The sequence below is a fragment of the Micromonospora sp. WMMA1947 genome, assembly GCF_027497355.1.
GTDB lineage: Bacteria > Actinomycetota > Actinomycetes > Mycobacteriales > Micromonosporaceae > Micromonospora.
In genome coordinates, this window is record NZ_CP114909.1 from 2,079,230 (window position 1) to 2,099,880 (window position 20,651).

Consider the following 20,651-nt stretch of genomic DNA (forward strand, 5'->3'; position numbering starts at 1 on the left):
GGTGATCAGTGCGCGCCGGCTCCGGTGAGCGAGCGCACCTCCAGCTCCGCGTACTTCTCCTCGTCGCTCTCCTTGGACAGGATCGTGCCGAGCCAGCCGCACAGGAAGCCGAACGGGATCGAGATGATGCCCGGGTTCGACAGCGGGAACCACTGCCAGTCGTGGTCGGGGAACATCGCCGTCGGCGCGCCGGAGACGACCGGCGAGAAGAAGACGAGCACCACGGCGGCGAGCAGGCCGCCGTAGATCGCCCAGACCGCGCCCGAGGTGTTGAACCGCTTCCAGAACAGGCTGTAGAGGATCGCCGGCAGGTTGCCCGAGGCGGCGACCGCGAACGCCAGCGCGACCAGGAACGCCACGTTCAGGTTCTGCGCGAAGATCGACAGGACGATCGAGACCGCGCCGATCACCAGCGCGGAGATCCGGGCGACGTTCACCTCCTGCCGCTCCGACGCCTCACCCTTCTTCATCACGTTGGCGTAGAAGTCGTGCGCCAGGCTCGACGACGACGCCAACGTCAACCCGGCGACCACGGCGAGGATCGTGGCGAACGCGACCGCCGCGATGATCGCCAGCAGTGTCGCGCCGCCCAGGTTCCCGCCGAGGAAGTCCACGCCCAGCGCCTCGGCCAGCTGTGGCGCCGCCGTGTTGCCGGCCTTGTCCTGCTCGGTGATCGCCTGCCCGCCGACGATGGCCGCCGCGCCGAAGCCGAGCGCCAGGGTGAGCAGGTAGAACGAGCCGATGATGCCGATCGCCCAGAGCACGCTCTTACGGGCCGCCCGCGCGGTCGGCACGGTGTAGAAGCGGATCAGGATGTGCGGCAGGCCGGCCGTGCCGAGGACCAGCGCGATGCCCAGCGAGAGCAGGTCCATCTTGCTGTAGAACGTCTTCAGCGCGTCGCCGGGTGTCTCCACGCCGTAGCGCAGCCCGGGTTCGAGGAACGCCGCTCCCTTGCCGGAGGCGCTGGCCGCGTCGCCGAGCAGCGAGGACAGGTTGAACTTGTACTTGGCGAGCACCAGCAGCGTCATCACCAGCGCGCCGCCCATCAGCAGGAACGCCTTGACGATCTGCACGTAGGTGGTGCCCTTCATGCCACCGACCGTCACGTAGATGATCATCAGGGCGCCGACCAGGATGATGGTGGCGACCTTGGCGGTGTCGGCGTCCATGCCGAGGAAGGTGGTGCCCGGCTTGATGCCGAGCAGCAGCGCGACGAGCGCGCCGGCGCCGACCATCTGGGCCAGCAGGTAGAAGATCGACACGGTGATGGTGGAGACCGCCGCCGCGGTCCGGACGGGCCGCTGCCGCATCCGGAACGCCAGGACGTCCGCCATCGTGTACCGGCCGGAGTTGCGCAGCAGCTCGGCCACCAGCAGCAGCGCCACCAGCCAGGCGACCAGGAAGCCGATCGAGTAGAGGAAGCCGTCGTAGCCGTAGAGCGCGATGATGCCGGCGATGCCCAGGAAGGACGCCGCCGACATGTAGTCGCCGCCGATCGCCATGCCGTTCTGGAAACCGGAGAACGACCGGCCGCCGGCGTAGAAGTCGGTGGCGGTCTTGGTCTGCCGGCTGGCCCAGACGGTGATCGCCAGCGTGATCGCCACGAAGACCAGGAACAGCGTGATGGTGAGGTTCCGGGCGGTGGTGCTGCCCGCCTCAGCCGCGAGGACCGTGTTCATGGGTCACCTCCCCGATCTCGTCACGGATCTTGTCGGCGACCGGGTCGATCCGGCGGTTGGCGAACCGGGAGTAGAGCCAGGCGATGACGAACGTGGAGACGAACTGGAGCAGGCCGAAGACCAGGGCGACGTTGATGTTGCCGATCAGCTTCGTGCCCATGAATCCCCGCGCGTACGCGGAGAGGATGACGTAGAGCGCGTACCACAGGAAGAACGCGACGGTCATCGGGAAGACGAAGCCGCGCAGCGCGCGACGCAACCCGGCGAACTCGTCCGACCGCTGGACGGCGAGGTACCGTTCCGCCGCCGACTCGGCGGGTGCGGACGCGGGTGTGTCCGTGGACATCTGTGGATCACCACCTTCGCAAGGCGTGGGGGAGTTTCGCGCACGGTAGAGAGGGCGCTCCCGGCCCGGGAAGGCTCCGCCGAGGGCCGGTCGACGCTTGCGCCGAACGGCACCCCCACTGCGCCCAGTGACCCACGTCACTCCGCTAACCGGTCACCCCAACCCCGTTGATCATGAAGTTGACGGCGACAAATCGGACGCCGAATGCGGCCAACTTCATGATCGTCGGAGCAGGGGTCAGCCGGGGAGGTTGTGGTAGCGGCCGCGGTAGTGCAGCAACGGAGGGGTGTCCGCAGGTAGGGCCACCGACTCGATGGTGGCCTCGACCAGCAGGGCCCAGCCGTACTCGCGGGCGGTGTCCAGGCGGCACCCCGCCCACCCGCCGGCGTCCGCCGGCACCGGGCCGTACGGCGTCTCGGTCCAGGCGTCGAGCGCGAACAGGCCGCCGGGCGACGGGAACAGCCCGGCGAAGCGGTCGGCGAGCTGGCGGTGCTGCGGGCCCAGCGGGGCCACCGCGAACCGTCCGGCCTCCTCGATCGCCGCCCACAGGTCCGACTCCGGATCGATCAGGCCGAGCAGCCGGTCCGGCTCGCCCTCGGCCACGAGCGTGGACGAGACGGTCAGCCCGGCCGGTCCGGGCGCGGTCCAGAGCGTCACCGGTGCGGCCAGCCGGCCGCGCAGCCGCCGCACCGGCGAGCGTTGCCCGGCCGGCGCCGCGAACGGATCGGTGGAGTGGATCTGCGCGCCCGGATCTGGATTCACGTGAAACATTGTGCCGCCCGCCGTCGGGCGAGGTTCGACGGAACGCCCTACCCTGCCGGGCATGAATCTCATCCCCCCGCAGCAGCTCGCCCAGGAACGGGTGGTCGCCGCCGACGCCGTCCTCGGCGGCCAGGTCGACCTGCGCGCCTATCCACACCGGCACCTGCTGGTGCGGGCGAACAACACCTGGGGTCGCCGGGCGTTCCAGCCGCTGATGGAAGCGGTCGAGCACCTGTCCAACTACGGTTGGGAGCTGGTCACCATGACCAGCGTCGGCGACGGCCACCACGTCTACGCGGCGATGCGCCGCACCGCCTGACGGCGGGCCGGGACGCGCGGATCAGTCGTCGGCGAGCAACCGGCGGGCGGCGGCCAGCACCTCCGGATCGGCGCAGCCGGCCGCGTACCCGGCGATCCGGCGCCGGATGTCGCGCCCGAGCAACCACCCCCCGATCCGCTCGGCGACCGGGCGCAGAAACGCGGGCCGGCAGCGGAAGTTGTACCGCCACGTCGCGATCGTGGTGTCCGGCTCCGGACCGGGCGCGAAGCGCCAGCCGCCGCCGAACCGTTCGAAGAACCACGGTCCGCGCACCATCTTCATGCCGACGTTCGTCGGCGGCGACCAGGAGACGTACTCGCTCACCATGACCAGGCCGTGCCGGGACCGGGTGAAGGTGCGTACGCCCCGGCCGGGCCGCGTCGCACCGTCGACGAAGTGCTGCTCACGGACGAACGGGTCCCAGCGGTACCGCACCGGTGCGGTGGTCTGGGAGACGGCGAACGCCAGCTCCGGGGGAACGGGGACGGTGGTGACCGCCTCGACGACAGGCATCAGCGCCTCGGGGTGACGTTCGCCAGCAGCTCCGGCTGCCGGTGATCCAGTGTGTCCCCGGCCATGTACGCGCCGAGCAGCGCCGCGCCCCCGCCGTACGCCAGGCCGAGCGGCAGCGCCAGCCAGAGCCACACGTCGCCGAGCAGCGCGGCGGCCAGCACGAACGGCACCGCCACCACCGCCGAGCCGACCATGGAGACCAGGGTGAGCAGGCCCTTGGTGAAGCCCGCGCCGCTGTTCAGGGCGAACGGGTTGCTGGACTCGGGCAGCGAGTACGCGCCGAGCACGGAGACGAACGCGTTGATCGCCAGCCCGCAGCCGTACGCGGCGAACAACGCGCCACCCATGACACCGAGCCATGCGGGCCGGCCGAGGACGACGGCGAGGGCGACCGCGATCACGAGGAGCATCGGCACCACGTAGATCGAGAACGCGGCCATCCGGGCCCGCAGCTCCACCCGCCCGGGCACCCCGGCGACCACGTTCGCGGCGTACGAGCTGCCGTCGAAGCCGAACTGGTTGGCGAGCGTCAACGACGCGAGCGCCCCGACGAAGATCATGGTGAGGCTGACCATCGCCGGTGAGGAGTCGGCGGTGGCCTGGTCGAACGCGGCACCGCCCTCGGACAGGAACGCCGGGCCACCCAGGTTGACCATCAGCGGCACGAACACGCCGACCACGGCGACGGTGATCAGGTTCGCCCGGCGACGGGCGTCCCGCCACCAGTAGCGGCACTCCCGGGCGACGATCGCGCCGAACCGGTCCCGCCGGGCCCAGCCCACCGCGCGGGGGAAGAGCTGCGTCACCGCGCCGCCGGCCACCCCGCGTGGCGCCCGCGCGGGGCCGCTGCTCGCCGCGCCCACCATCGCCGTCTCCAGCGACCGGGACCACCAGAACAGGAGTACGCCGAGCGTCGCGACCGCGATCAGCAGCTTCACCACCGCGGCGCCGGCCCGGCCCTGGGCCACGTCCACACCGACGGTCCACGGTGCGCCGAACGGCGTCCAGCCGACCACCCGGGCCACACCGTCCAGCCGGTCCCAGTCGGTCTGCCGTACCGCGGCGAGCACCAGCAACTGCAACGGCCCGAGCAGTGCGGCCAGCACCGCGAGCAGCACGGCGGCCAGGTCACGGACCCGGCGGGAGCGCAGCATCGTCGCGAACGCGCTCGTCAGCGCGCGGGCGCCGGCCAGGCAGACGAGCAGCCCGACGACCACGCCGACCACGCCGACGAGGGCGGCCGGCCATCCACCGAGCGCGCCGGCGGTGACCACCAGCCCGGCCGCCGTGATCGCCGTCGCCAGCGCCGGCACGCTCACCAGCGCGGCGGCGAGCAGGCCGGTGACCAGGGTGCGGCGGGACAGCGGCAGCAGCGCGAACCGGGCCGGGTCGAGCGTCTCGTCCACGCCGAAGAAGACGAGCGGCAGGAGCAGCCAGCCGAGCGTGAGCAGGCCACCGCCGAAGGCGGCGATCATCAGCGCGTACCGGGACTCGCCGGCCAGCCCGGGCGCGGCCAGCAGGAAGAACCCGACGGCGGCGAACCAGAGCCCCAACAGCAGGCCGAGCACGAACAGCGCGACCCGCCACTTCTGGCCGCGGAAGTTGTTGCCGAGCACCCGCAGCTTGAGACGGACGAAGTGCCACGGCGACACGCGCCGGGCGGGCCGCTCGGGGACGGTCACCGGGACAGCCACGACAGCTCCTCGCCGGTGGCGGTCCGGCCGCCGACCACCTCCACGAAGACCTCCTCGAGCGACCGGTCGCCGCGCACCTCGGTGAGCGTGCCCACCCGCTTGATCCGGCCCTCGGCCAGGATCGCCACGTGCGAGCAGAGCCGCTCGACCACCTCCATCACGTGGCTGGAGAAGATCACCGTGCCGCCGCCGCTGACGTACCGGTGCAGGATGTCGCGGATCAGCGCCGCCGAGACCGGGTCGACCGCCTCGAACGGCTCGTCCAGCACCAGCAGGCGCGGACCGTGCAGCAGCGCGCAGGCCAGCCCGATCTTCTTCTTCATGCCCGCCGAGTAGTCGACCACGAGCGTGCGGCCGGCGTCGGAGAGCGCCAGCACGTCGAGCAGCTCCGCCGCCCGCTGGTCGACCACCGCCGGGTCCATACCGCGCAGCAGACCGTGGTACGCCAGCAGCTCCGCCCCGCTCAGCCGGTCGAAGAGGCGTACGCCGTCCGGCATCACGCCGAGCAGGCTCTTGGCGCGTACCGGGTCGGCCCAGACGTCGTACCCGAGGACCCGCGCCTCACCGGCGTCGGGCCGCAGCAGGCCGACGGCCATGGAGAGGGTGGTGGTCTTGCCCGCGCCGTTCGGTCCGAGCAGGCCGTAGAACGAGCCGGTCGGCACGGCGAGGTCGACGCCCGCCACCGCGACCTTGGTGTCGAAGCGCTTGGCCAGACCACGAAGGGAGAGTGCCGGCTGCTGATCGGTCATGGTCCGACCGTATCGGGCCCCGGCGAACGGCCGCTCGGACGGCAGGATGATCTCGCATCATCCCTGAGAGCTACGAGTCGCATTGCCGACGGCCTGCAACCGACGACCGGGTCGGTGGGTGTCAGTCCCAGGGACGGCAGCGGGGAGAGACATGGATGCGGACAGTGCGTTCGAGGAGTTCTACCGGAGCAGCAGACAACGCGTGGTGACGGTGCTGTACGCGCTCGGCGGTGACCGGGCCGAGGCGCAGGACGCCGCCCAGGAGGCGTACGCGCGGGCCTGGCAGCGCTGGTCGCAGGTCAGCGAGTACGACGATCCGGAGGCGTGGGTCCGTACCGTCGGTCACCGCCTGCTGGTCAACCGGTGGCGCAAGGTGCGCAACAGCGTCGTCGCCTACCGGAGGCACGGGCCACCACCACCGGTGCGGCCCCCCTCGGAGAACACAGTGGCTCTGGTCGCCGCACTGCGGCAGCTCTCCTCGGACCAGCGGCAGGCCGTCGTCCTCTATCACCTGGCCGACCTGTCGGTCGCGGAGATCGCCGCGCAGACCGGCGTACCCAGCGGCACGGTCAAGGCTCGCCTCTCCCGGGGTCGCAAGGCCCTCGCCGCCCTGCTCGACATGACCCTGCCGGAGGAGATCCGCAATGCCTGATCCGATCTTCTCGGACCTGTACCGGGACACCGATGACCTCGTCTGGCCACCCACCGAGCAGGTGCGGCGCCGAGGTCGGCAGCGGACGCGGCGTACCCAGATCGCCGCCGGCCTGGCCACGGTGGTCGCGGTGGGTGTCGTCGCGTCGGGTGTGGCGCTGGCCCGTCCGGACGTCGCGCCGCCACCCGTGCCCCCGGCGACCGTCGAGCCCACCACGCCGACTCCCACGCCCACGCCGAGTTCCACGCCGTCGGCCGAGCCGTCCGCGAGCGGGGCGGCGACACCGAGTCGCACCACCGGGCGGCCCGTAGGCAGCACCGGCGGCGGGTCGACCAGCCGTGCGCCGAGCCGGACGATTCCGGCGGCGGCGATGCTCCAGCTCGCCGACCTCCCGTCGGGCTTCACGATCGAGACGGAAGGGGTGGAGGGTGACTGGTCCCTGGAGTCCGTGACCCTCTTCTGCAAGAACGAGTCGCCGACGCTGGCCGACGGGCAGATCGCCACCCGGTCGGTGACGTTCGACTCGCCCACCGACTGGCTGACCCAGCGGGTGACCCGGCACTCGGGCACCTCCGCCACCACGGTGATGAAGAATCTCCGCAAGTTTGTCGCGGGCTGCGAGATGGAGCAGCCGGACGACTCATTGTCGATCATGGCCGAGTCGCTCGGTGGCGACGACGGGGTGCTGGTGGGCAGCGACATCGGGGGGAAGCCCGGCCGCTGGCTCTTCGTCCGGCAGGGCGATCTGGTGGCGCAGCTACGCCTCGACTCCCAGACCACGCCCACCGAGGCACGTCGGCTGGCCCGGTCGGTGGCGAACCGGCTGTGCGCCGGCACGGACACCTGCTGACGGGTGCTCGGGTGTGCGGCGGGGCCGAGCGGGCGGGCCCCGCCTCACAGGCGCAGCGACTCCGGGGTGTGCAGACGGAGCATGGTGGCGCGGACGTCGCGGGGCAGCCGCCGCCGGCTCGCCATCGACACGACCACCATCACGGTGAACGCCAGCGGCACCGTCCACGCGGCCGGCTGCGTGGTGAGCGTCGCCGGCCACCCGGTCAGCGGCGGGCCGAGCACGGTGAGCAGCACCGCGCCGACCGCCGCGCCGCCGCCGACCAGCACCCCGGCGGCGGCGCCCAGGTCGGTCAGGCCGCGCCACCAGATGCCGAGCACCAGCAGCGGGCAGAAGCTGGACGCGGCCACCGCGAACGCCAGCCCGACCACCTGCGACACGTCCAGCCCGGAGACGTTCAGGGAGAGCACCGCCGGCACGCCGCCGGCGATCACCGTGGCGAGCCGGAAGCCGCGTACCGATCCGCGGCCCAGCACGTCCGTGGAGATCACCCCGGCCACGCTGGTGAGCAGGCCGGACGAGGTGGACAGGAACGCCGCGAACGCGCCGGCCGCGACGAGGGCGGCGAGCAGCCGTCCGGTGGTGCCGTCGCCGAGCGCCGCCCCGGGCAGCAGCACCACCACCGCGTCGGTCTGGCCGCTGACCAGCAGTTGCGGGGTGTAGATGCGGCCCAGCACGCCGTAGACGGTGGGCAGCAGGTAGAAGACGCCCACGAGCGCCAACACCACGAGCGTGGTGCGGCGGGCGGCGGCGCCGTCGGGGTTGGTGTAGAAGCGGACCAGCACGTGCGGCAGGCCCATGGTGCCGAGGAACGTGGCCAGGATCAGCGAGTACGTGGCGAACAGTCCCCTGTCGTCCTCGCCGGCGGTGTCCGGCAGCAGCCATTCGGTGGCGCCGGTCGCCGCGCCGGACACCTCCGGCACCGGGTCACCGGCGGCGAACTCGAGGCGGTCGCCGGGGCGTACCTCCCGGATGTCGCCGTCGGGCAGGGTGAGCGTCGCGCGGTGCTCGACCACGACGGTGGTCGCGGTCCGGAACGTCGGTCCGTCGGGCGGGGTCACCGCGGGGCGGGCGTCGGCCTGCCACTGCAACGCCAGGAAGATCGCGGGTACGGCGAGCGCGGTGAGCTTCAGCCAGTACTGGAACGCCTGCACGAACGTGATCGCCCGCATGCCGCCCAGCGCCACGTTCGCGGTCACCACCACGGCGACCAGCAGTGCGCCGAGCGGGTACGGCGAGCCGGTGAGCGTGGCGAGCGTCAGCCCGGCACCCTGGAGCTGCGGCACCAGGTAGAGCCAGCCGATGAAGATCACGAAGACGGTGGCGAGCGTGCGCAGCCGGCGCGAGCCGAGCCGTACCTCGCAGAAGTCGGGCAGCGTGAACGCGCCGGAGCGGCGCAGCGGCGCAGCCACGAACAGCAGCAGCGCGAGGTATCCGGCTGCGAACCCGACCGGGTACCAGAGCACGTCCACGCCGTACTTGAGGATCAGGCCGGCGACGCCGAGGAAGCTCGCCGCCGACAGGTACTCCCCACCGATCGCGGCGGCGTTCCAGGTCGGGCTGACCGCCCGGGACGCGACCAGGAAGTCCGAGGTCGTGCGGGCCAGCCGCAGCCCGTAGAAGCCGATGCCGACGGTGACCAGGGTGACGGCGACGATCGCCGGGACCACGTAGCCGTTGGACATCAGCGTTCCGGCCGTCGGATCAGGTCGACGAAGTCCTGCTCGTTGCGTTCGGCCAGGCGCACGTACGCCCAGCCGACCACGATCAGGAACGGGAACGACACCACACCGAGCAGCAGCCACGGCAGGTTGACCCCGAGCACGGTGACCCGGCCGACGGTGGGTGCGATGGCGAACAGCCACGGCAGACCGCCGAGCGCGACCAGCACCAGCAGGCTGAGCCGCAGCGCGAGCGAGAGCTGGGCACGCATCAGCCCCTGCACGAGCGTCTCGCCGACCGGGGTCTGCTGGGTCAGCTCGGAGCGGGTGCGGTCGGCCGGGCTGCCGGAGCGGGAGACCTCGGCCAGCACGATCCGGGTCCGCTGCGGCGCAGGCTGCCCCGGTGGATGCTGTTCCTCGGCTCCGGTCACCCCCGGGAGTCTCGTTCGCTCAGCGGGATTGTCAAGAGCACGGTCTCAGGCCCTGTGCACAACCTGTGGATAACGCTTCATGCCTGTGGAAAACCCGGTGGACGGCGCGGAGTCGTTGTGGACAACCGAACGGGGTGTCACTGTGAGCCGGTAGAGAGGAGGTGTGACAGTGACCAGCCCGGCACGGCCCGGCACCGGCGACGTCTGGACTGTGGACGACCTCCAGGACCTCCCCGAGGACGGCCAGGACTACGAGATCTTCGACGGGAGCCTGCTCGTGTCCCCACACGCCGACGTCCGGCACGGCGCGATCGCCAACCGTCTCCGCCGGCTCCTCGACCGGCAGGCTCCGGCCGGTCTGCTCGTCGGGCAGGACGTCGGCGTCAGCGCGAAGCGCTCCTCCTACTTCGTGCCGGACGTCTTCGTCGCCCGCGAGGAGGCACTGGAGCGGGGTGGCCCGGCCCTCGCCCCGGCCGACGTGCTGCTCGTGGTCGAGGTCGTCTCGCCCGGCAACGCCGGTCGTGACCTGGTCCTCAAACGCCACGAGTACGGCGTGGCCGGCATCGCGCGTTACTGGCTCGTCGAGCCGCGCAAGGAGACCCTGACGGTGCTGGAGAACGTCGGCGGCCGCTACCGCGAGGCCGCGGTGCTGTCCACGGCCGACGTGTACCGCGCCGACCAGCCGTTCGCGCTCGTCCTGCCGGTCGCCGAAATCTTCTGAGCGCCCTGCCCCAGCCCCGGCTTCAGCCGAGTCCCACCCGTACCGGGTTCGCTGTCGCCGAGCCGAGCCAGGTGTGCGGGTTGCCGAACCAGCACCAGCCGAGCTTCGGCGCGCCCTGGCTGATCCAGAGCGCGGGCACCCGCCGGTCGCCGCAGCGTGACCCGACGAGCGAGAAGCACCTGTTGCTCGCCAGCGCCGCCGGGTGCAGCGTGACGAACGCCAGTCCTTCGTCGATGGTGATCGGCAGTCGGTCCTTCGTCGTCATGTCCTCCAGCGCGGCCGACGGCGGCACGTTGCGGTACTCCTCGCCCCGGTCCACGTCGAAGAGCAGGTACGCGGGCCCGGCGGGCACCTCCAGCTCCTTGATCGGATCGAAGGTGGGCAGGTCGCCGACGGGGAAGTTCCGGTCGAGGACGCCGGTCCTGCGCTTGCCGGCGAGCGTGGTGAGCGCGATCCGCTCCGGCACCGGCACCAGCTCCCGCGTGGTCACCAGCAGGAACGGCACCCGCGCGTCGGTGGGGCCGGCCAGCTCGGCGGCACCGGTCACCGCCGCGTCGCGCAGTGGGGTGAGCAGCGCCCGGAACTCCTCCTCGGTCTGCCCGGCCAGCGCCGGGTAGCCGAGCTGGACGAGGCGGTCGAGCTGGCGGTCGAATTCGGTAGCGGCGTCGAAGCGGTCGTCGGACATGCGGTCCCCCACCCTGTCGTACGGTCTGCCGTACATTGTACGTCAGGGTTTTCGGTGGCCCCTCCCTCAGCGGCTCCAGTCCTGCTTCGCGGCGCGCACCAGCTTGTCCTTCAGCTCCCGGGTGTGCCGGCGGCTCACCGGCAGCTCCGATCCGTCGATCACCACCACGTAACCTGAGTTGACCAGCCGCAGCTCGGCGATGAGCCGCAGCTGCACCAGGTACGAGCGGTGGATCCGGACGAACCCGGCATCAGCCCAGCGCTCGGCCAGCGTGGCGAGCGAGACCCGGACCAGGTGCGAGCCCTCCGCGGTGTGCAGCCGCGCGTAGTCGCCCTGCGCCTCCACCCACCGCACCGCCGAGCGGGGCAACATCCGGGTGGTGCCGGCCAGCTCGATCGGAATGCTCGGGTCCTCCTCCGCCCGGGCCAGCGCGGCCGGGTGCGACGGCACCACCCGGGAGCCGATCACCCGGCGCAGCGACTCGGCCAGCCGCTCGGCGCGTACCGGCTTGCGCACGTAGTCGGTGGCGCCCAGGTCGAACGCGTCCACCGCGCCGTCGTCGTACGCGGTGACGAACACGATCGCCGGGGGCCGGGCGAAGCGGCGCAGGACGCGGGCCAGCTCCATGCCGTCCAGCCCGGGCATCCGGATGTCGAGGAACACCACGTCCACGTCGTCGTCGCGCAGCACGCGCAGCGCCTCGGTCGCGTCCCCGGCCGTGTGCAGCCGGGCCACCCGGGGATCGGTGCGCAGGTGGTACGCCAGCTCGTCCAGGGCGGGCGGCTCGTCGTCCACCGCCAGCACCCGGAGGAATCCGGTGCCGGTGACTGTCACGACGTCGCCCGGACGCCGGGGTGGAACTTCGGCACGCGCATGCTGACCTTCGTACCCGAACCCAGGCCCGTCTCCACGACCAGGCCGAACCCGTCCCCGAAGACCGACCGGAGCCGTTCGTCGACGTTCGAGAGGCCGACGTGCTGCCCCGGGTCGTCGGCCGGGTCGGCGGCCGCGCCGGACACCTCGGCGATGCCGGCGGTAAGCGTCGTCGGATCCATCCCCACTCCGTCGTCCTCCACCGTGATGTGACACTCCGCGCCCGCGTCCCGGGCCTCGATGCTCACCATGCCGGTGCCCGGCTTGCGGGACAACCCGTGGCGGACGGCGTTCTCCACGAGCGGCTGGAGGCAGAGGAAGGGCAACGTCACCGGCAGCACCTCGGGTGCGATCTGGAGGCGCACCTGGAGCCGCTCGCCGAAGCGCGCCCGCTCGATGGTCAGGTAGCGGTCGATCGAGCGCAGCTCCTCGGCGAGCGTGGTGAACTCGCCGTGCGCCCGGAACGAGTAGCGGGTGAACTCGGCGAACTCCAGGATCAGCTCCCGCGCCCGTTCCGGGTCGGTGCGCACGAACGAGCCGATCGCGGTCAGCGCGTTGTAGATGAAGTGCGGGCTGATCTGGGCGCGCAGCGCGCGTACCTCGGCCCGGGCGAGCCGTTCCCGCGACGACTCCAGCTCGGCCAGGGCGAGCTGGTCACCCGCCCAGTGCGCGGTCTCCAGCGTGGCCTGCACCAGACCCGGGGCCGGCCGCTCGCCAGCCACCGCCACCAGCGCGCCGACCACCCGGCCGTCCGCGCGCAGCGGCGCCACCACCGCGCCGCGGACCGGGCAGTCGACCAGGTCGCAGCGCAGCTCCGACTCGCCCAGCACGGTGGAACGCCCGCTGCCGACCGCGCGCCGGGCCGCCGCGACCAGTTGATCGCCGTGGTGCGCGCCCTGCCCGTCGACGGCGAGCAGCGTGTCCCGGTCCGTCAGCGCCAGCCCGGCCGCGCCCACCAGGGCCCGCAGATGGCGTACGGCCTTCGCCGCGTCCGCGGCGGTCAGCCCGGCGCGCAGCGGCTCGGCGGCGAGCCCGGCGGTGTGCAGCACCTCGTACGTGGCGCGCTGCGTCGCCGTGGCGATGCCCCGTCGGCCACGCAGCCGCAGCACCGCCCAGAGCGCCGCCGCCAACGCGGTCACGAGCGAGACGACGGCGAAGACGGCGGAGAGGTTGCCACCCACGCAGCGATCCTGCCGGGTGCCGGCCCGGTAGCGCTAGTACGCGCCCTTGCGGGCCAGCACCACGCCCACGGTCCGCCACAGGATGCTCAGGTCGTACGCCAGCGACCAGTTGTCGACGTAGTAGAGGTCGAGCCGGACCGCCTCGTCCCAGGACAGGTCGGAGCGGCCGGACACCTGCCACAGCCCGGTCATGCCCGGCCGGACCAGCAGCCGGCGGCGTACGTCGCCCAGGAAGTCGCCGTCGTCGGCGGGCAGCGGGCGCGGGCCGACGAGCGACATCTCGCCCCACAGCACGTTGATCAGCTGGGGCAGCTCGTCCAGCGACGTGGCCCGCAGAAAGCGGCCCACCGGGAAGACCCGGGGGTCCTGCTTCATCTTGAACAGCATGCCGTCGGTCTCGTTCCGGTCGACCAGACCGGCGAGCCGCTCCTCGGCGTCGACGTACATGGTCCGGAACTTCCAGACCCGGAACGTCCGCCCCTCGTGCCCGACGCGGGGCTGGCGGAAGAAGACCGGCCCGGGGTCCGAGATCCGGATGGCCAGGGCGATGGCGGCGAAGAGCGGGACCAGCATCAGCAGGCCCAGGCCGGCGGCCACCCGGTCCATCAGGTTCTTGACCAGCAGCGCCGGCCCGGACAGGGTCGGCTCCTCGACGTGCAGCAGCGGCAGGCCCTCGATCGGGCGGATGTGCACCCGGGGACCGGCGATGTCGGTGAGCTGGGGCGCGACCACCAGGTCGACGCCGGAGCCCTCCAGCTGCCAGGCCAGGCGGCGCAGCTCGCCCGGCTCGGCGCTGGCCGAGCCGCAGACCGCGATGGTGTCGCCGCCGACCTCACGTACCAGGGCGAGCACGTCGCGGCCCGCGTACACCGGCACCGGGGTCTCCAGGCCGCGGGCGGCGGCGTACCCGTCGGTGAGGTGGATGGCCACCGGGATCAGGCCGACCGACGGGTGCCGGGTGACCGTGGTGTAGACCTCCAGGCACTCGGGCAGCGTGCCGACGAGCACCATCCGGTGCCCGGCGTGCCCGAACCGGCGGCGCAGCCCGTGCAGGGCGGCCCGGGCGATCATGCGGCCGAGCACGATCAGCAACATCGCGCCGAGCAGCGCGAAGCCGACCGTCCACCGGGACAGGGAGTAGGTCTTCGTGGCGAAGGCGATGAACGAGACCGCCGCCGCCACCGCCACGCCGGCCCGGATCACCCGCTTGAATTCGTCCGGGCCGAGCCCCAGGTAGCGCCGGTCGTAGGCCCGGTTGCCCCAGAGGAAGAGCAGCCAGCCGAGCGGCAGGAGCACGAACGCCACGGTGTAGAACCAGGCTTGCGGGGAGTTGCGGAAGCCCGAGTCGGCCTGCTCGAAGATCTGCACGGCCAGGAAGCTGGCCAGAGCCGCCGCGCCGAAGTCGAGCAGCAGCAGGAACAGGATGTAGGGCCGGTGCCACCGGGAGACCCGGCGCCGGGCGCGGGCCCACGCCGACCGGGGTACGCCGTTGTGCGACGGCGGAGTCGGCGGCTGGATCTCAAAGCTGTCGACGTGCCGCACGCTCTTGCTCCGGCCTCTGTCGGTTACCGGGCGCTGGAGGCTTGTCGTCACCTCAACCCATGTCCTCCCGCATGACCCGCACCCTCACTCGCCGTGAGGATCCGGGTCGCTCACCGTCCCAGTCTCCCACGCGGGCCCGGCCCGGACCGGCCCCCGCGAAGAAGCCGTGCCGCTGGTGCTCGGTGAGATCTGGCCGGCTCCGAATCAGTTGTGAAGCCGGGGACCGAGCCACTATACCGATGGATGACGGCTCGGGTAGAGGGGCGGACCGGACCTTCGGCGATCGCCGGTCGATTCCGCTCGGTAACCGGCGAATGCCATTACTCACCGTACGAGACGGGACAACCTTCGGTCAGCCAGCGGCTTCCCGCCGGTCTGACATGTGGGGCAGTACTGGAGGCTCGAATCGGCGAACGAGACCTCACGCACCGTGTCGCCGCAGACCGGACACGGCAGCCCTTTGCGGGCGTGCACCTTCAGGCCCGAGCGCTTCTCGCCCTTCAGCTCCGCGGCCCGTTGCCCCATGGACCGGCGTACCGCGTCGCCGAGCACCGTCCGCGTGGCCGCGTGCAGGCCGGCGAGCTGGTCGTCGGTGAGCCGGTCGGTGATCGCGAACGGCGAGAGCCGCGCCGTGTGCAGGATCTCGTCGGAGTACGCGTTACCCACCCCGGCGAGCACCGACTGGTCGGTCAGCACGCCCTTCACCTGGCCCCGGCGACTGCGCAGCCGCTCGGCGAAGGTCGGCAGATCCGCCTCCAGCGCGTCCGGCCCGAGCTTCGCCACACCCGGCACCAGCGCCGGGTCGGTGACCAGATAGGCGGCCAGCTTCTTCTGGGTGCCCGCCTCGGTCAGGTCGAAGCCGGAGCCGTCGTCGAGGCGTACCCGCACCGCGATCGGGCCCTTGCCGGGCCGCAGCGGGGTCGCCGCCGGGAACGCCTCCCGGTAGTGCAGCCAGCCTGCCCGGGCCAGGTGGACCACCAGGTGCAGGCCCTCGTCGAACCGGACGTCCAGGAACTTGCCGTACCGGCCGGCGCCGGTCACGGCGCGGCCGGCGACCGCGCTCGGCGGCGGGTCGTACGTCTTGAGCGCGCTGATCGCGGCGACCTCGAACCGCTCGACGCGGCGGCCCACCGCACGCTCGCGCAGGTAACCGGCGAGCGCTTCCACCTCCGGTAGTTCGGGCATCGTCCAACGGTAGCCTTCTTTCCCGTGAGCGCGAGGAATGAGCTTGCGAGTCCCGCAGTCGCGAACGAAAGGCGAGCTCTGTGAGAATCGTGGTGGCGCACAACCGGTATCGGGAAGCCCAGCCCTCCGGCGAGAACACCATCGTCGACGCGGAGATCGCCCAGCTCACCGCCGCCGGCGTGGAGGTGCTGCCGTTCCTGCGCAGCTCCGACGAGATTCCGTCGATGTCCAAGCCGGCCAAGGCGCTGCTGCCGATCTCGCCGATCTGGGCGCCGAAGGCCCAGCACGACCTCGACCGCCTGCTCACCGAGCACCGGCCGGACGTGCTGCACCTGCACAACCCGTACCCCCTGCTCTCGCCCTGGGTGGTGCGGACCGCGCACAGGCGCGGGGTGCCGGTGGTGCAGACGGTGCACAACTACCGGCAGGTCTGTTCCTCGGGCCTGTACTTCCGCGACGGCGTGATCTGCCAGGACTGCCGGGGCCGGGCGCTGGGCGTGCCGGCGATCGTGCACCGCTGCTACCGCAACTCCCGGGCGCAGAGCGCGCTGATGGCCACCACGCTCGCCGTGCACCGCCCGACCTGGAAGTCGGTGGACCGGTACATCGCGCTCACCACGGCGGTCGCTGATCATCTGCGCGACTACGGCATCCCGGACGAGCGGATCGTGGTCAAGCCGAACGCGGTACCCGACCCGGGCACCCCGGCGCCGGCCGGGAACGGCTTCCTCTTCATGGGGCGGCTCAGCCCGGAGAAGGGCCTGGACCTGCTGCTCTCGGCGTGGCGGCGGCACCCGGTGGGCGCGCTCGGCCCGCTGCGCATCGCCGGTGACGGCGAGCTGCGTCCGCTCGCCGAGGCGGCCGCCGCCGAACGGCCCGACGTGCACTACCTGGGCCAGCTCGACCGCTCCGGGGTACGCGCCGTGCTGGCCGACAGCTCCGTGGTGCTGGCCACCTCCACCTGGCACGACGTGCTGCCCACGGTGATCATCGAGGCGCTGGCGTCCGGGCGGCCGGTGCTCGGCACCGCGCTCGGCGGCATCCCGTATCTGGTGGGCGCGGACGGCCCGCGCGAGCCCGCCGGCACCGGCCCGGCCGAGGTGGCCACCGCGGCGCCGGGCGACGGGCGGGTCGCGTTGCCGGCCGGGGTGCAGCGCGGCGAAGCCGGCTGGGTGGTGGCGCCGGAGGTGGACGCGCTGGCCGCAGCGTTGCCGCTGGCCGCCGCCGAGGCGGGAATGCTCGCTGGTCCGGCCCGGTCCCGCTACGAGCGCACCTTCCACCCCGACGTGATCACCAAGCGCCTGATCGACATCTACGCGGGCTTGCAGAGCCGCGCCTGACGCGATCTGACCACTTTGCGTTACTGGTAGGTGCGCATCTGCGTCGGTCACCATCTGTGACGGGCGGTTTCTCGTCGATCCGTGCCCTCGATCATCGATCATGGCTCGAGCTGCTCGAATGCCTAGAAGCCGGCTTCGCCGGTAGATGCCCGTCCGCCCCCTTTGCTCTGCAGCCATCGACGCGGCAGTGACCGAGAGTTCCTGGTGCGCTTATGGCTGCAGAGCAAAGGCGCCGAAGGCGAACCGCCCGCCCTCGCAGGGGCATCACTATCAGTGACCGACGTCCGGTGCGGCGACAGAAGGGATCGGCCGCGCGGGGCCATCGGCGCGTCCGCCATGGTGGCCTTCTCACTGACCACGATGGCGGAGCGGGGCGAGGGCGGGAGAAGGCTTCAGCGTAGGGAGGCGCGGGCGGAGAAGGCGATGCTCGCCAGCAGGAAGCCGCCGTTGACGACGGTGAACGCCACCATCACCCAGAACGCCAGCGCGGGCGCGAAGGCCAGCACCAGACCGGCCACGAAGATCACCGCACCGTAGTCGCGGACCAGCTTCACGAGGCGTACCGGGAGCGAGGTCGAGGTGACCATGCTCGCCGCGTTAGGCCCGGACTGCATCACCGACGTCACCAGGTTGACCATCCAGGTGCCCGCGAACACCGCCACCAGCCACACCGGCGTGGACGGGCGCTGTGCCACGGCTGTCGCGCCGATGGCGGCCACCAGCGCGATCTGGGCGGCCACGTCGCAGAGCACGTCGATCCGGGCGCCGGCCGTGCTGCGCTGATCGGTCACCCGGGCGAGCTGCCCGTCGGCGCAGTCCAGCGCGTACGCGATCTGCCACGCGACCAGCGCGAACAGCCCGACTGCCCAGGCCGGTACGGTGCCGGCGGCCACGTCGTCGGCGAGCGCCACCACGGTGATCGAGGCGGCCAGCCCCAGCACCAGGTTGGTCAGCGTCAGCGCGGTCGGGCGCAACCCCAGGCGCTGGGCGGCGAGCGCGAAGGCAGCCCCGATCCACTGGCTGATCGACTCGCTGAACAGGCCGCCTCCCCGGTTGACCCGGTGGAAGTCGGCGACGGTGGGGCGGGGCTCAGCCAATGTGGTCGCGGAGGGCACCGGCGTAGTCTGCCAGCCGCTCCCGCGTCTCGGTAGCCGACATCGTGAGGTGTTCGAGGATGGTGTAGCGGTCCGGCCGGGTGGCCGGCGCGAACTGCACCGCCTCGACGAACTGGTCGTCGGTCAGCTCGACCTCGGCGGGCAGCCGGGGCAGTCCGTGCCGGGTCAGGCAGGCCGCCATGTCGGCGAACCGCCGCTCGTCGCCGCGCAGGTACGTGCAGAACAGCGCGCCGAGCCCGGCCAGCTCGCCGTGCGAGGCGGTGCCGGGGAACAGCGCGTCGACCGCGTGCATGATCTCGTGGCAGCCGCCGCTGCACGGCCGGCTGGTGCCCTCGATCGCCATCGCCAGGCCACTGGAGATCAGTGCCTCGGCCAGCACCGTCACGAACGCGTCGTCGCTCATGTCACCCGGATGGTTCAGCACCGCCTCCGCGCCGGCCCGGGCCAGCGAGGCGGCCAGCCCGTCGACGCGCTCGCCGCGTACCTGGCGGGCGAGATCCCAGTCCGCCAGGGCGCTGATGTTGCTCACCACGTCGCCGATGCCGGCCCGGTTGTGCCGTTCCGGCCCGGCCTCCACGAAGTCTAGATCCACGATCACCGCGATCGGGATATGCACGCCGTAGGAGCCCTTCAGGCCCTCGGTGATCAGGCTCGCCACCGGGGAGGCGATGCCGTCGTTCGCCAGCGCGGTCGCCACCGAGACCATCGGCAGACCGCGCCGGGTCGCGGCGTACTTGGCCACGTCGATGGTCTTGCCGCCGCCGATGCCGACGACCGCGTCGTACGACCGGGCGCGCAGCTTCGCCCCCAGGTCGTCGGCGGCGTCGAGCGTGCCCCCGGCCACCGTGAACACGTCGGCCGAGCGCAGCGACGGCCGGATCAGTTCGGCGATCCGTTCGCCCTGCCCCGGCCCGACCACCACGGCGACGTCGCCACCGGCGGAGATCCGCCCGTCGGAGAGGATCGACGCCAGGTCGGCCACCGCGCCCCGCCGCACGTCGATGTGCAGCGGGGTGAGGACGCTGCGGGCTAGTAGCGGCACGCGATCTCCCGCGCCCGGGCCAGATCGGCGTGGTTGTCGACCTCGACCCAGGACACGTCACCGATCGGGGCCGCCCGCACCTCGCCGCCGCGCTCGGCGAACTCCTGGTAGCCGTCCTCGTAGTAGAGGTTCGGGTCGCGTCGCCAGGTCGCCTCCAGGGCGTCCGCGAGCGGCACCGCCACCTGCGGCTCGATCAGCGTCGCGCCGATGTACTCGCCGTACGCCTCGCCCGGGTCCATCAGCTTGGTGATGCGGGTGAGCTGGCCGGCCGCGTCGAAGGTGGTCTTCATCTCCTCCTCGGCCAGCGGCTTGAGGGTGTCCACTGCGAGCAGGATGCCGGGGCCGCGCTCGGCCAGCAGCGTCTTCTCCACGCTCACCGGGTGCACGGTGTCGCCGTTGACGAGCAGCACGCCCCGGGAGAAGTGCTCCCGCGCCAGCCAGAGCGAGTACGCGTTGTTCCACTCCTCGGCCTTGTCGTTGTGGACCAGGGTGAGCGTGACGCCGTACTTCTCCTCCAGGGCGGTCTGGCGCTCCCGCACCGCGTCGGCCGCGTAGCCGACCACGATCACTACTTCGTTCAGCCCCACCTCGGCGAGGTTGCGCAGCGCGATGTCGAGGATGGTGGTCTCCCCGTCGACCGGCACCAGGGCCTTGGGCAGGGTGTCGGTGTACGGCCGCAGCCGGCGCCCCGCTCCCGCGGCGAGCACCATCCCGATCATGCCGACACGCTCCTCTTCTCGACCCGATTCCACCCGGCGAGGATATCGCCGGACGCGGACCCGCCGTGGTTCAGCCCGTCAGCCCGATCGAGCGCAGCGCGGCGAAGCCGTCCTCCGCGATCCGCCGGATCAGCCCGTCGTTGACGTCGCGGTGCTCGTCGAGCAGCGCGATCTCCGACTCGGCCAGCCAGCGGAACTCGGTGTGCTTGCCGGCCTCCAGCCGGGGGCGGCTGAGGTCGCCGTCCACCCGGACCAGGAAGTCGGTCTCGATCCGGGTCAGTCCGTCGTCGGCGGTGTAGCGGTATTCGCCGACCAGGCCGAGCACGTGCGACACGGCCCAGCCGGTCTCCTCGGTGACCTCCCGGCGCAGCGCGTCGTCGATCTCCTCGCCCGGTTCGAGGTGGCCGCCGACGATGTCCCAGCAGTTCGGGAAGAGGCGCCGATCGGGGGACCGGCGTTGGATGAAGATGCGGCCGTCGTCGTCGACGATCAGCGCGCCGGTGCAGCGGAGGGGCTCGGTGGGCACCCTCCGACAGTAGCCATCCGGGCCGTATCCGGCGATGCCCGTTCTTGTCCCGGTACGCATCGAGGG

The 20,651-nt window shown here is 72.1% G+C and carries 22 protein-coding genes; 5 read left to right on the forward strand and 17 right to left on the reverse strand.

The features are described from left to right. Positions 1 to 5: 5 nt before the first annotated feature. From O7604_RS10050 to O7604_RS10060, 3 genes are all read right to left on the reverse strand, one after another. Positions 6 to 1,679, reverse strand: coding sequence for a cation acetate symporter (locus O7604_RS10050; protein ID WP_269703447.1), 1,674 nt, complete (start codon positions 1,677 to 1,679; stop codon positions 6 to 8). After that, entirely contained in the window at positions 1,657 to 2,025 is a 369-nt protein-coding gene (locus tag O7604_RS10055) for a DUF485 domain-containing protein (RefSeq protein WP_269703448.1), read from the reverse strand. Before O7604_RS10055 ends, O7604_RS10050 begins: the two co-directional genes overlap by 23 nt. A gap of 237 nt (positions 2,026 to 2,262) precedes the next feature. After that, positions 2,263 to 2,850 carry a flavin reductase family protein gene (locus O7604_RS10060; protein ID WP_332367309.1) on the reverse strand — a complete coding sequence of 196 codons (588 nt, stop codon included), beginning with the start codon at positions 2,848 to 2,850 and terminating at the stop codon, positions 2,263 to 2,265. Between O7604_RS10060 and O7604_RS10065 the strand changes: the two genes are divergently transcribed. Then, entirely contained in the window at positions 2,849 to 3,106 is a 258-nt protein-coding gene (locus O7604_RS10065) for a hypothetical protein (RefSeq protein WP_269703451.1), read from the forward strand. The two genes, O7604_RS10060 and O7604_RS10065, sit on opposite strands and share 2 nt — an antisense overlap. Before the next feature lie 21 nt (positions 3,107 to 3,127). Here the strand turns inward: O7604_RS10065 and O7604_RS10070 are convergent, their stop codons facing one another. Genes O7604_RS10070 through O7604_RS10080 form a run of 3 tightly spaced genes read right to left on the reverse strand, consistent with a single transcriptional unit; the run spans position 3,128 to position 6,062 of the window. Beyond that, on the reverse strand, positions 3,128 to 3,619 hold the full coding sequence (locus tag O7604_RS10070) for an SRPBCC family protein (protein WP_269703452.1): 492 nt from the start codon (positions 3,617 to 3,619) through the stop codon (positions 3,128 to 3,130). Next, entirely contained in the window at positions 3,619 to 5,313 is a 1,695-nt protein-coding gene (locus O7604_RS10075; RefSeq protein WP_269703453.1) for an ABC transporter permease, read from the reverse strand. Before O7604_RS10075 ends, O7604_RS10070 begins: the two co-directional genes overlap by 1 nt. Continuing rightward, positions 5,298 to 6,062: an ABC transporter ATP-binding protein gene (locus O7604_RS10080; protein ID WP_269703454.1), complete on the reverse strand. Its 765-nt coding sequence runs from the start codon at positions 6,060 to 6,062 to the stop codon at positions 5,298 to 5,300. Before O7604_RS10080 ends, O7604_RS10075 begins: the two co-directional genes overlap by 16 nt. Positions 6,063 to 6,213: 151 nt before the next feature. Here O7604_RS10080 and O7604_RS10085 point away from each other — a divergent pair, with 151 nt between their 5' ends. Together O7604_RS10085 and O7604_RS10090 are read left to right on the forward strand one after the other, a co-directional pair. Continuing rightward, a complete protein-coding gene (locus O7604_RS10085; RefSeq protein WP_269703455.1) occupies positions 6,214 to 6,714 on the forward strand; it encodes a SigE family RNA polymerase sigma factor in 501 nt (166 codons plus the stop codon). Then, complete coding sequence (locus O7604_RS10090) at positions 6,707 to 7,564, forward strand: hypothetical protein (protein ID WP_269703457.1); 858 nt, start codon at positions 6,707 to 6,709, stop codon at positions 7,562 to 7,564. Before O7604_RS10085 ends, O7604_RS10090 begins: the two co-directional genes overlap by 8 nt. A gap of 44 nt (positions 7,565 to 7,608) precedes the next feature. On the opposite strand, the gene O7604_RS10095 is transcribed toward O7604_RS10090, so the two are convergent. Both O7604_RS10095 and O7604_RS10100 read right to left on the reverse strand, forming a co-directional pair. Beyond that, the gene (locus O7604_RS10095) at positions 7,609 to 9,249 is read right to left on the reverse strand and encodes a cation acetate symporter (protein ID WP_269703458.1); all 1,641 of its coding nucleotides are present in this window, start codon (positions 9,247 to 9,249) and stop codon (positions 7,609 to 7,611) included. Beyond that, complete coding sequence (locus O7604_RS10100) at positions 9,249 to 9,656, reverse strand: hypothetical protein (RefSeq protein WP_269703460.1); 408 nt, start codon at positions 9,654 to 9,656, stop codon at positions 9,249 to 9,251. Before O7604_RS10100 ends, O7604_RS10095 begins: the two co-directional genes overlap by 1 nt. A gap of 169 nt (positions 9,657 to 9,825) precedes the next feature. On the opposite strand from O7604_RS10100, the gene O7604_RS10105 reads away from it, so the two are divergent. Beyond that, the gene (locus O7604_RS10105) at positions 9,826 to 10,377 is read left to right on the forward strand and encodes a Uma2 family endonuclease (protein WP_269703462.1); all 552 of its coding nucleotides are present in this window, start codon (positions 9,826 to 9,828) and stop codon (positions 10,375 to 10,377) included. A 22-nt stretch (positions 10,378 to 10,399) separates the two neighbouring features. On the opposite strand, the gene O7604_RS10110 is transcribed toward O7604_RS10105, so the two are convergent. The 5 genes from O7604_RS10110 to O7604_RS10130 form a co-directional block, all read right to left on the reverse strand. Beyond that, entirely contained in the window at positions 10,400 to 11,062 is a 663-nt protein-coding gene (locus tag O7604_RS10110; protein ID WP_269703463.1) for a DUF5701 family protein, read from the reverse strand. 66 nt (positions 11,063 to 11,128) lie between these two features. Then, positions 11,129 to 11,896: a LytTR family DNA-binding domain-containing protein gene (locus tag O7604_RS10115; protein ID WP_269703464.1), complete on the reverse strand. Its 768-nt coding sequence runs from the start codon at positions 11,894 to 11,896 to the stop codon at positions 11,129 to 11,131. Next, positions 11,893 to 13,116 (reverse strand): histidine kinase, encoded by a 1,224-nt coding sequence (locus O7604_RS10120; protein ID WP_269703465.1) that lies wholly within the window; start codon positions 13,114 to 13,116, stop codon positions 11,893 to 11,895. The genes O7604_RS10115 and O7604_RS10120 overlap by 4 nt, the downstream gene beginning before the upstream one ends. A 33-nt stretch (positions 13,117 to 13,149) precedes the next feature. Beyond that, on the reverse strand, positions 13,150 to 14,658 hold the full coding sequence (locus tag O7604_RS10125; protein ID WP_064448099.1) for a sugar transferase: 1,509 nt from the start codon (positions 14,656 to 14,658) through the stop codon (positions 13,150 to 13,152). Positions 14,659 to 14,982: 324 nt separating this feature from the next. Then, positions 14,983 to 15,843 carry a DNA-formamidopyrimidine glycosylase family protein gene (locus O7604_RS10130; protein ID WP_269703468.1) on the reverse strand — a complete coding sequence of 287 codons (861 nt, stop codon included), beginning with the start codon at positions 15,841 to 15,843 and terminating at the stop codon, positions 14,983 to 14,985. A gap of 80 nt (positions 15,844 to 15,923) precedes the next feature. Here O7604_RS10130 and O7604_RS10135 point away from each other — a divergent pair, with 80 nt between their 5' ends. Next, a complete protein-coding gene (locus tag O7604_RS10135; RefSeq protein ID WP_269703470.1) occupies positions 15,924 to 17,183 on the forward strand; it encodes a glycosyltransferase family 4 protein in 1,260 nt (419 codons plus the stop codon). A 392-nt stretch (positions 17,184 to 17,575) separates the two neighbouring features. Here the strand turns inward: O7604_RS10135 and O7604_RS10140 are convergent, their stop codons facing one another. The 4 genes from O7604_RS10140 to O7604_RS10155 form a co-directional block, all read right to left on the reverse strand. Continuing rightward, complete coding sequence (locus O7604_RS10140) at positions 17,576 to 18,298, reverse strand: CDP-alcohol phosphatidyltransferase family protein (RefSeq protein WP_269703472.1); 723 nt, start codon at positions 18,296 to 18,298, stop codon at positions 17,576 to 17,578. Further along, the gene (locus O7604_RS10145) at positions 18,273 to 19,340 is read right to left on the reverse strand and encodes an iron-containing alcohol dehydrogenase family protein (RefSeq protein ID WP_269703473.1); all 1,068 of its coding nucleotides are present in this window, start codon (positions 19,338 to 19,340) and stop codon (positions 18,273 to 18,275) included. Before O7604_RS10145 ends, O7604_RS10140 begins: the two co-directional genes overlap by 26 nt. Further along, a complete protein-coding gene (locus O7604_RS10150; RefSeq protein WP_269706965.1) occupies positions 19,328 to 20,059 on the reverse strand; it encodes a phosphocholine cytidylyltransferase family protein in 732 nt (243 codons plus the stop codon). Before O7604_RS10150 ends, O7604_RS10145 begins: the two co-directional genes overlap by 13 nt. 70 nt (positions 20,060 to 20,129) lie before the next feature. Continuing rightward, positions 20,130 to 20,585, reverse strand: coding sequence for an NUDIX domain-containing protein (locus O7604_RS10155; RefSeq protein WP_269703476.1), 456 nt, complete (start codon positions 20,583 to 20,585; stop codon positions 20,130 to 20,132). Positions 20,586 to 20,651: the final 66 nt, after the last annotated feature.

Coding starts and splice junctions, on each gene's coding strand:
- O7604_RS10050 (WP_269703447.1), bottom strand. CDS start 1,679: ATGAACACGGTCCTCGCGGCTGAGGCGGGCAGCACCACCGCCCGGAAC.
- O7604_RS10055 (WP_269703448.1), bottom strand. CDS start 2,025: ATGTCCACGGACACACCCGCGTCCGCACCCGCCGAGTCGGCGGCGGAA.
- O7604_RS10065 (WP_269703451.1), top strand. CDS start 2,849: ATGAATCTCATCCCCCCGCAGCAGCTCGCCCAGGAACGGGTGGTCGCC.
- O7604_RS10060 (WP_332367309.1), bottom strand. CDS start 2,850: ATGCCCGGCAGGGTAGGGCGTTCCGTCGAACCTCGCCCGACGGCGGGC.
- O7604_RS10070 (WP_269703452.1), bottom strand. CDS start 3,619: ATGCCTGTCGTCGAGGCGGTCACCACCGTCCCCGTTCCCCCGGAGCTG.
- O7604_RS10080 (WP_269703454.1), bottom strand. CDS start 6,062: ATGACCGATCAGCAGCCGGCACTCTCCCTTCGTGGTCTGGCCAAGCGC.
- O7604_RS10085 (WP_269703455.1), top strand. CDS start 6,214: ATGGATGCGGACAGTGCGTTCGAGGAGTTCTACCGGAGCAGCAGACAA.
- O7604_RS10090 (WP_269703457.1), top strand. CDS start 6,707: ATGCCTGATCCGATCTTCTCGGACCTGTACCGGGACACCGATGACCTC.
- O7604_RS10095 (WP_269703458.1), bottom strand. CDS start 9,249: ATGTCCAACGGCTACGTGGTCCCGGCGATCGTCGCCGTCACCCTGGTC.
- O7604_RS10110 (WP_269703463.1), bottom strand. CDS start 11,062: ATGTCCGACGACCGCTTCGACGCCGCTACCGAATTCGACCGCCAGCTC.
- O7604_RS10130 (WP_269703468.1), bottom strand. CDS start 15,843: ATGCCCGAACTACCGGAGGTGGAAGCGCTCGCCGGTTACCTGCGCGAG.
- O7604_RS10150 (WP_269706965.1), bottom strand. CDS start 20,059: ATGATCGGGATGGTGCTCGCCGCGGGAGCGGGGCGCCGGCTGCGGCCG.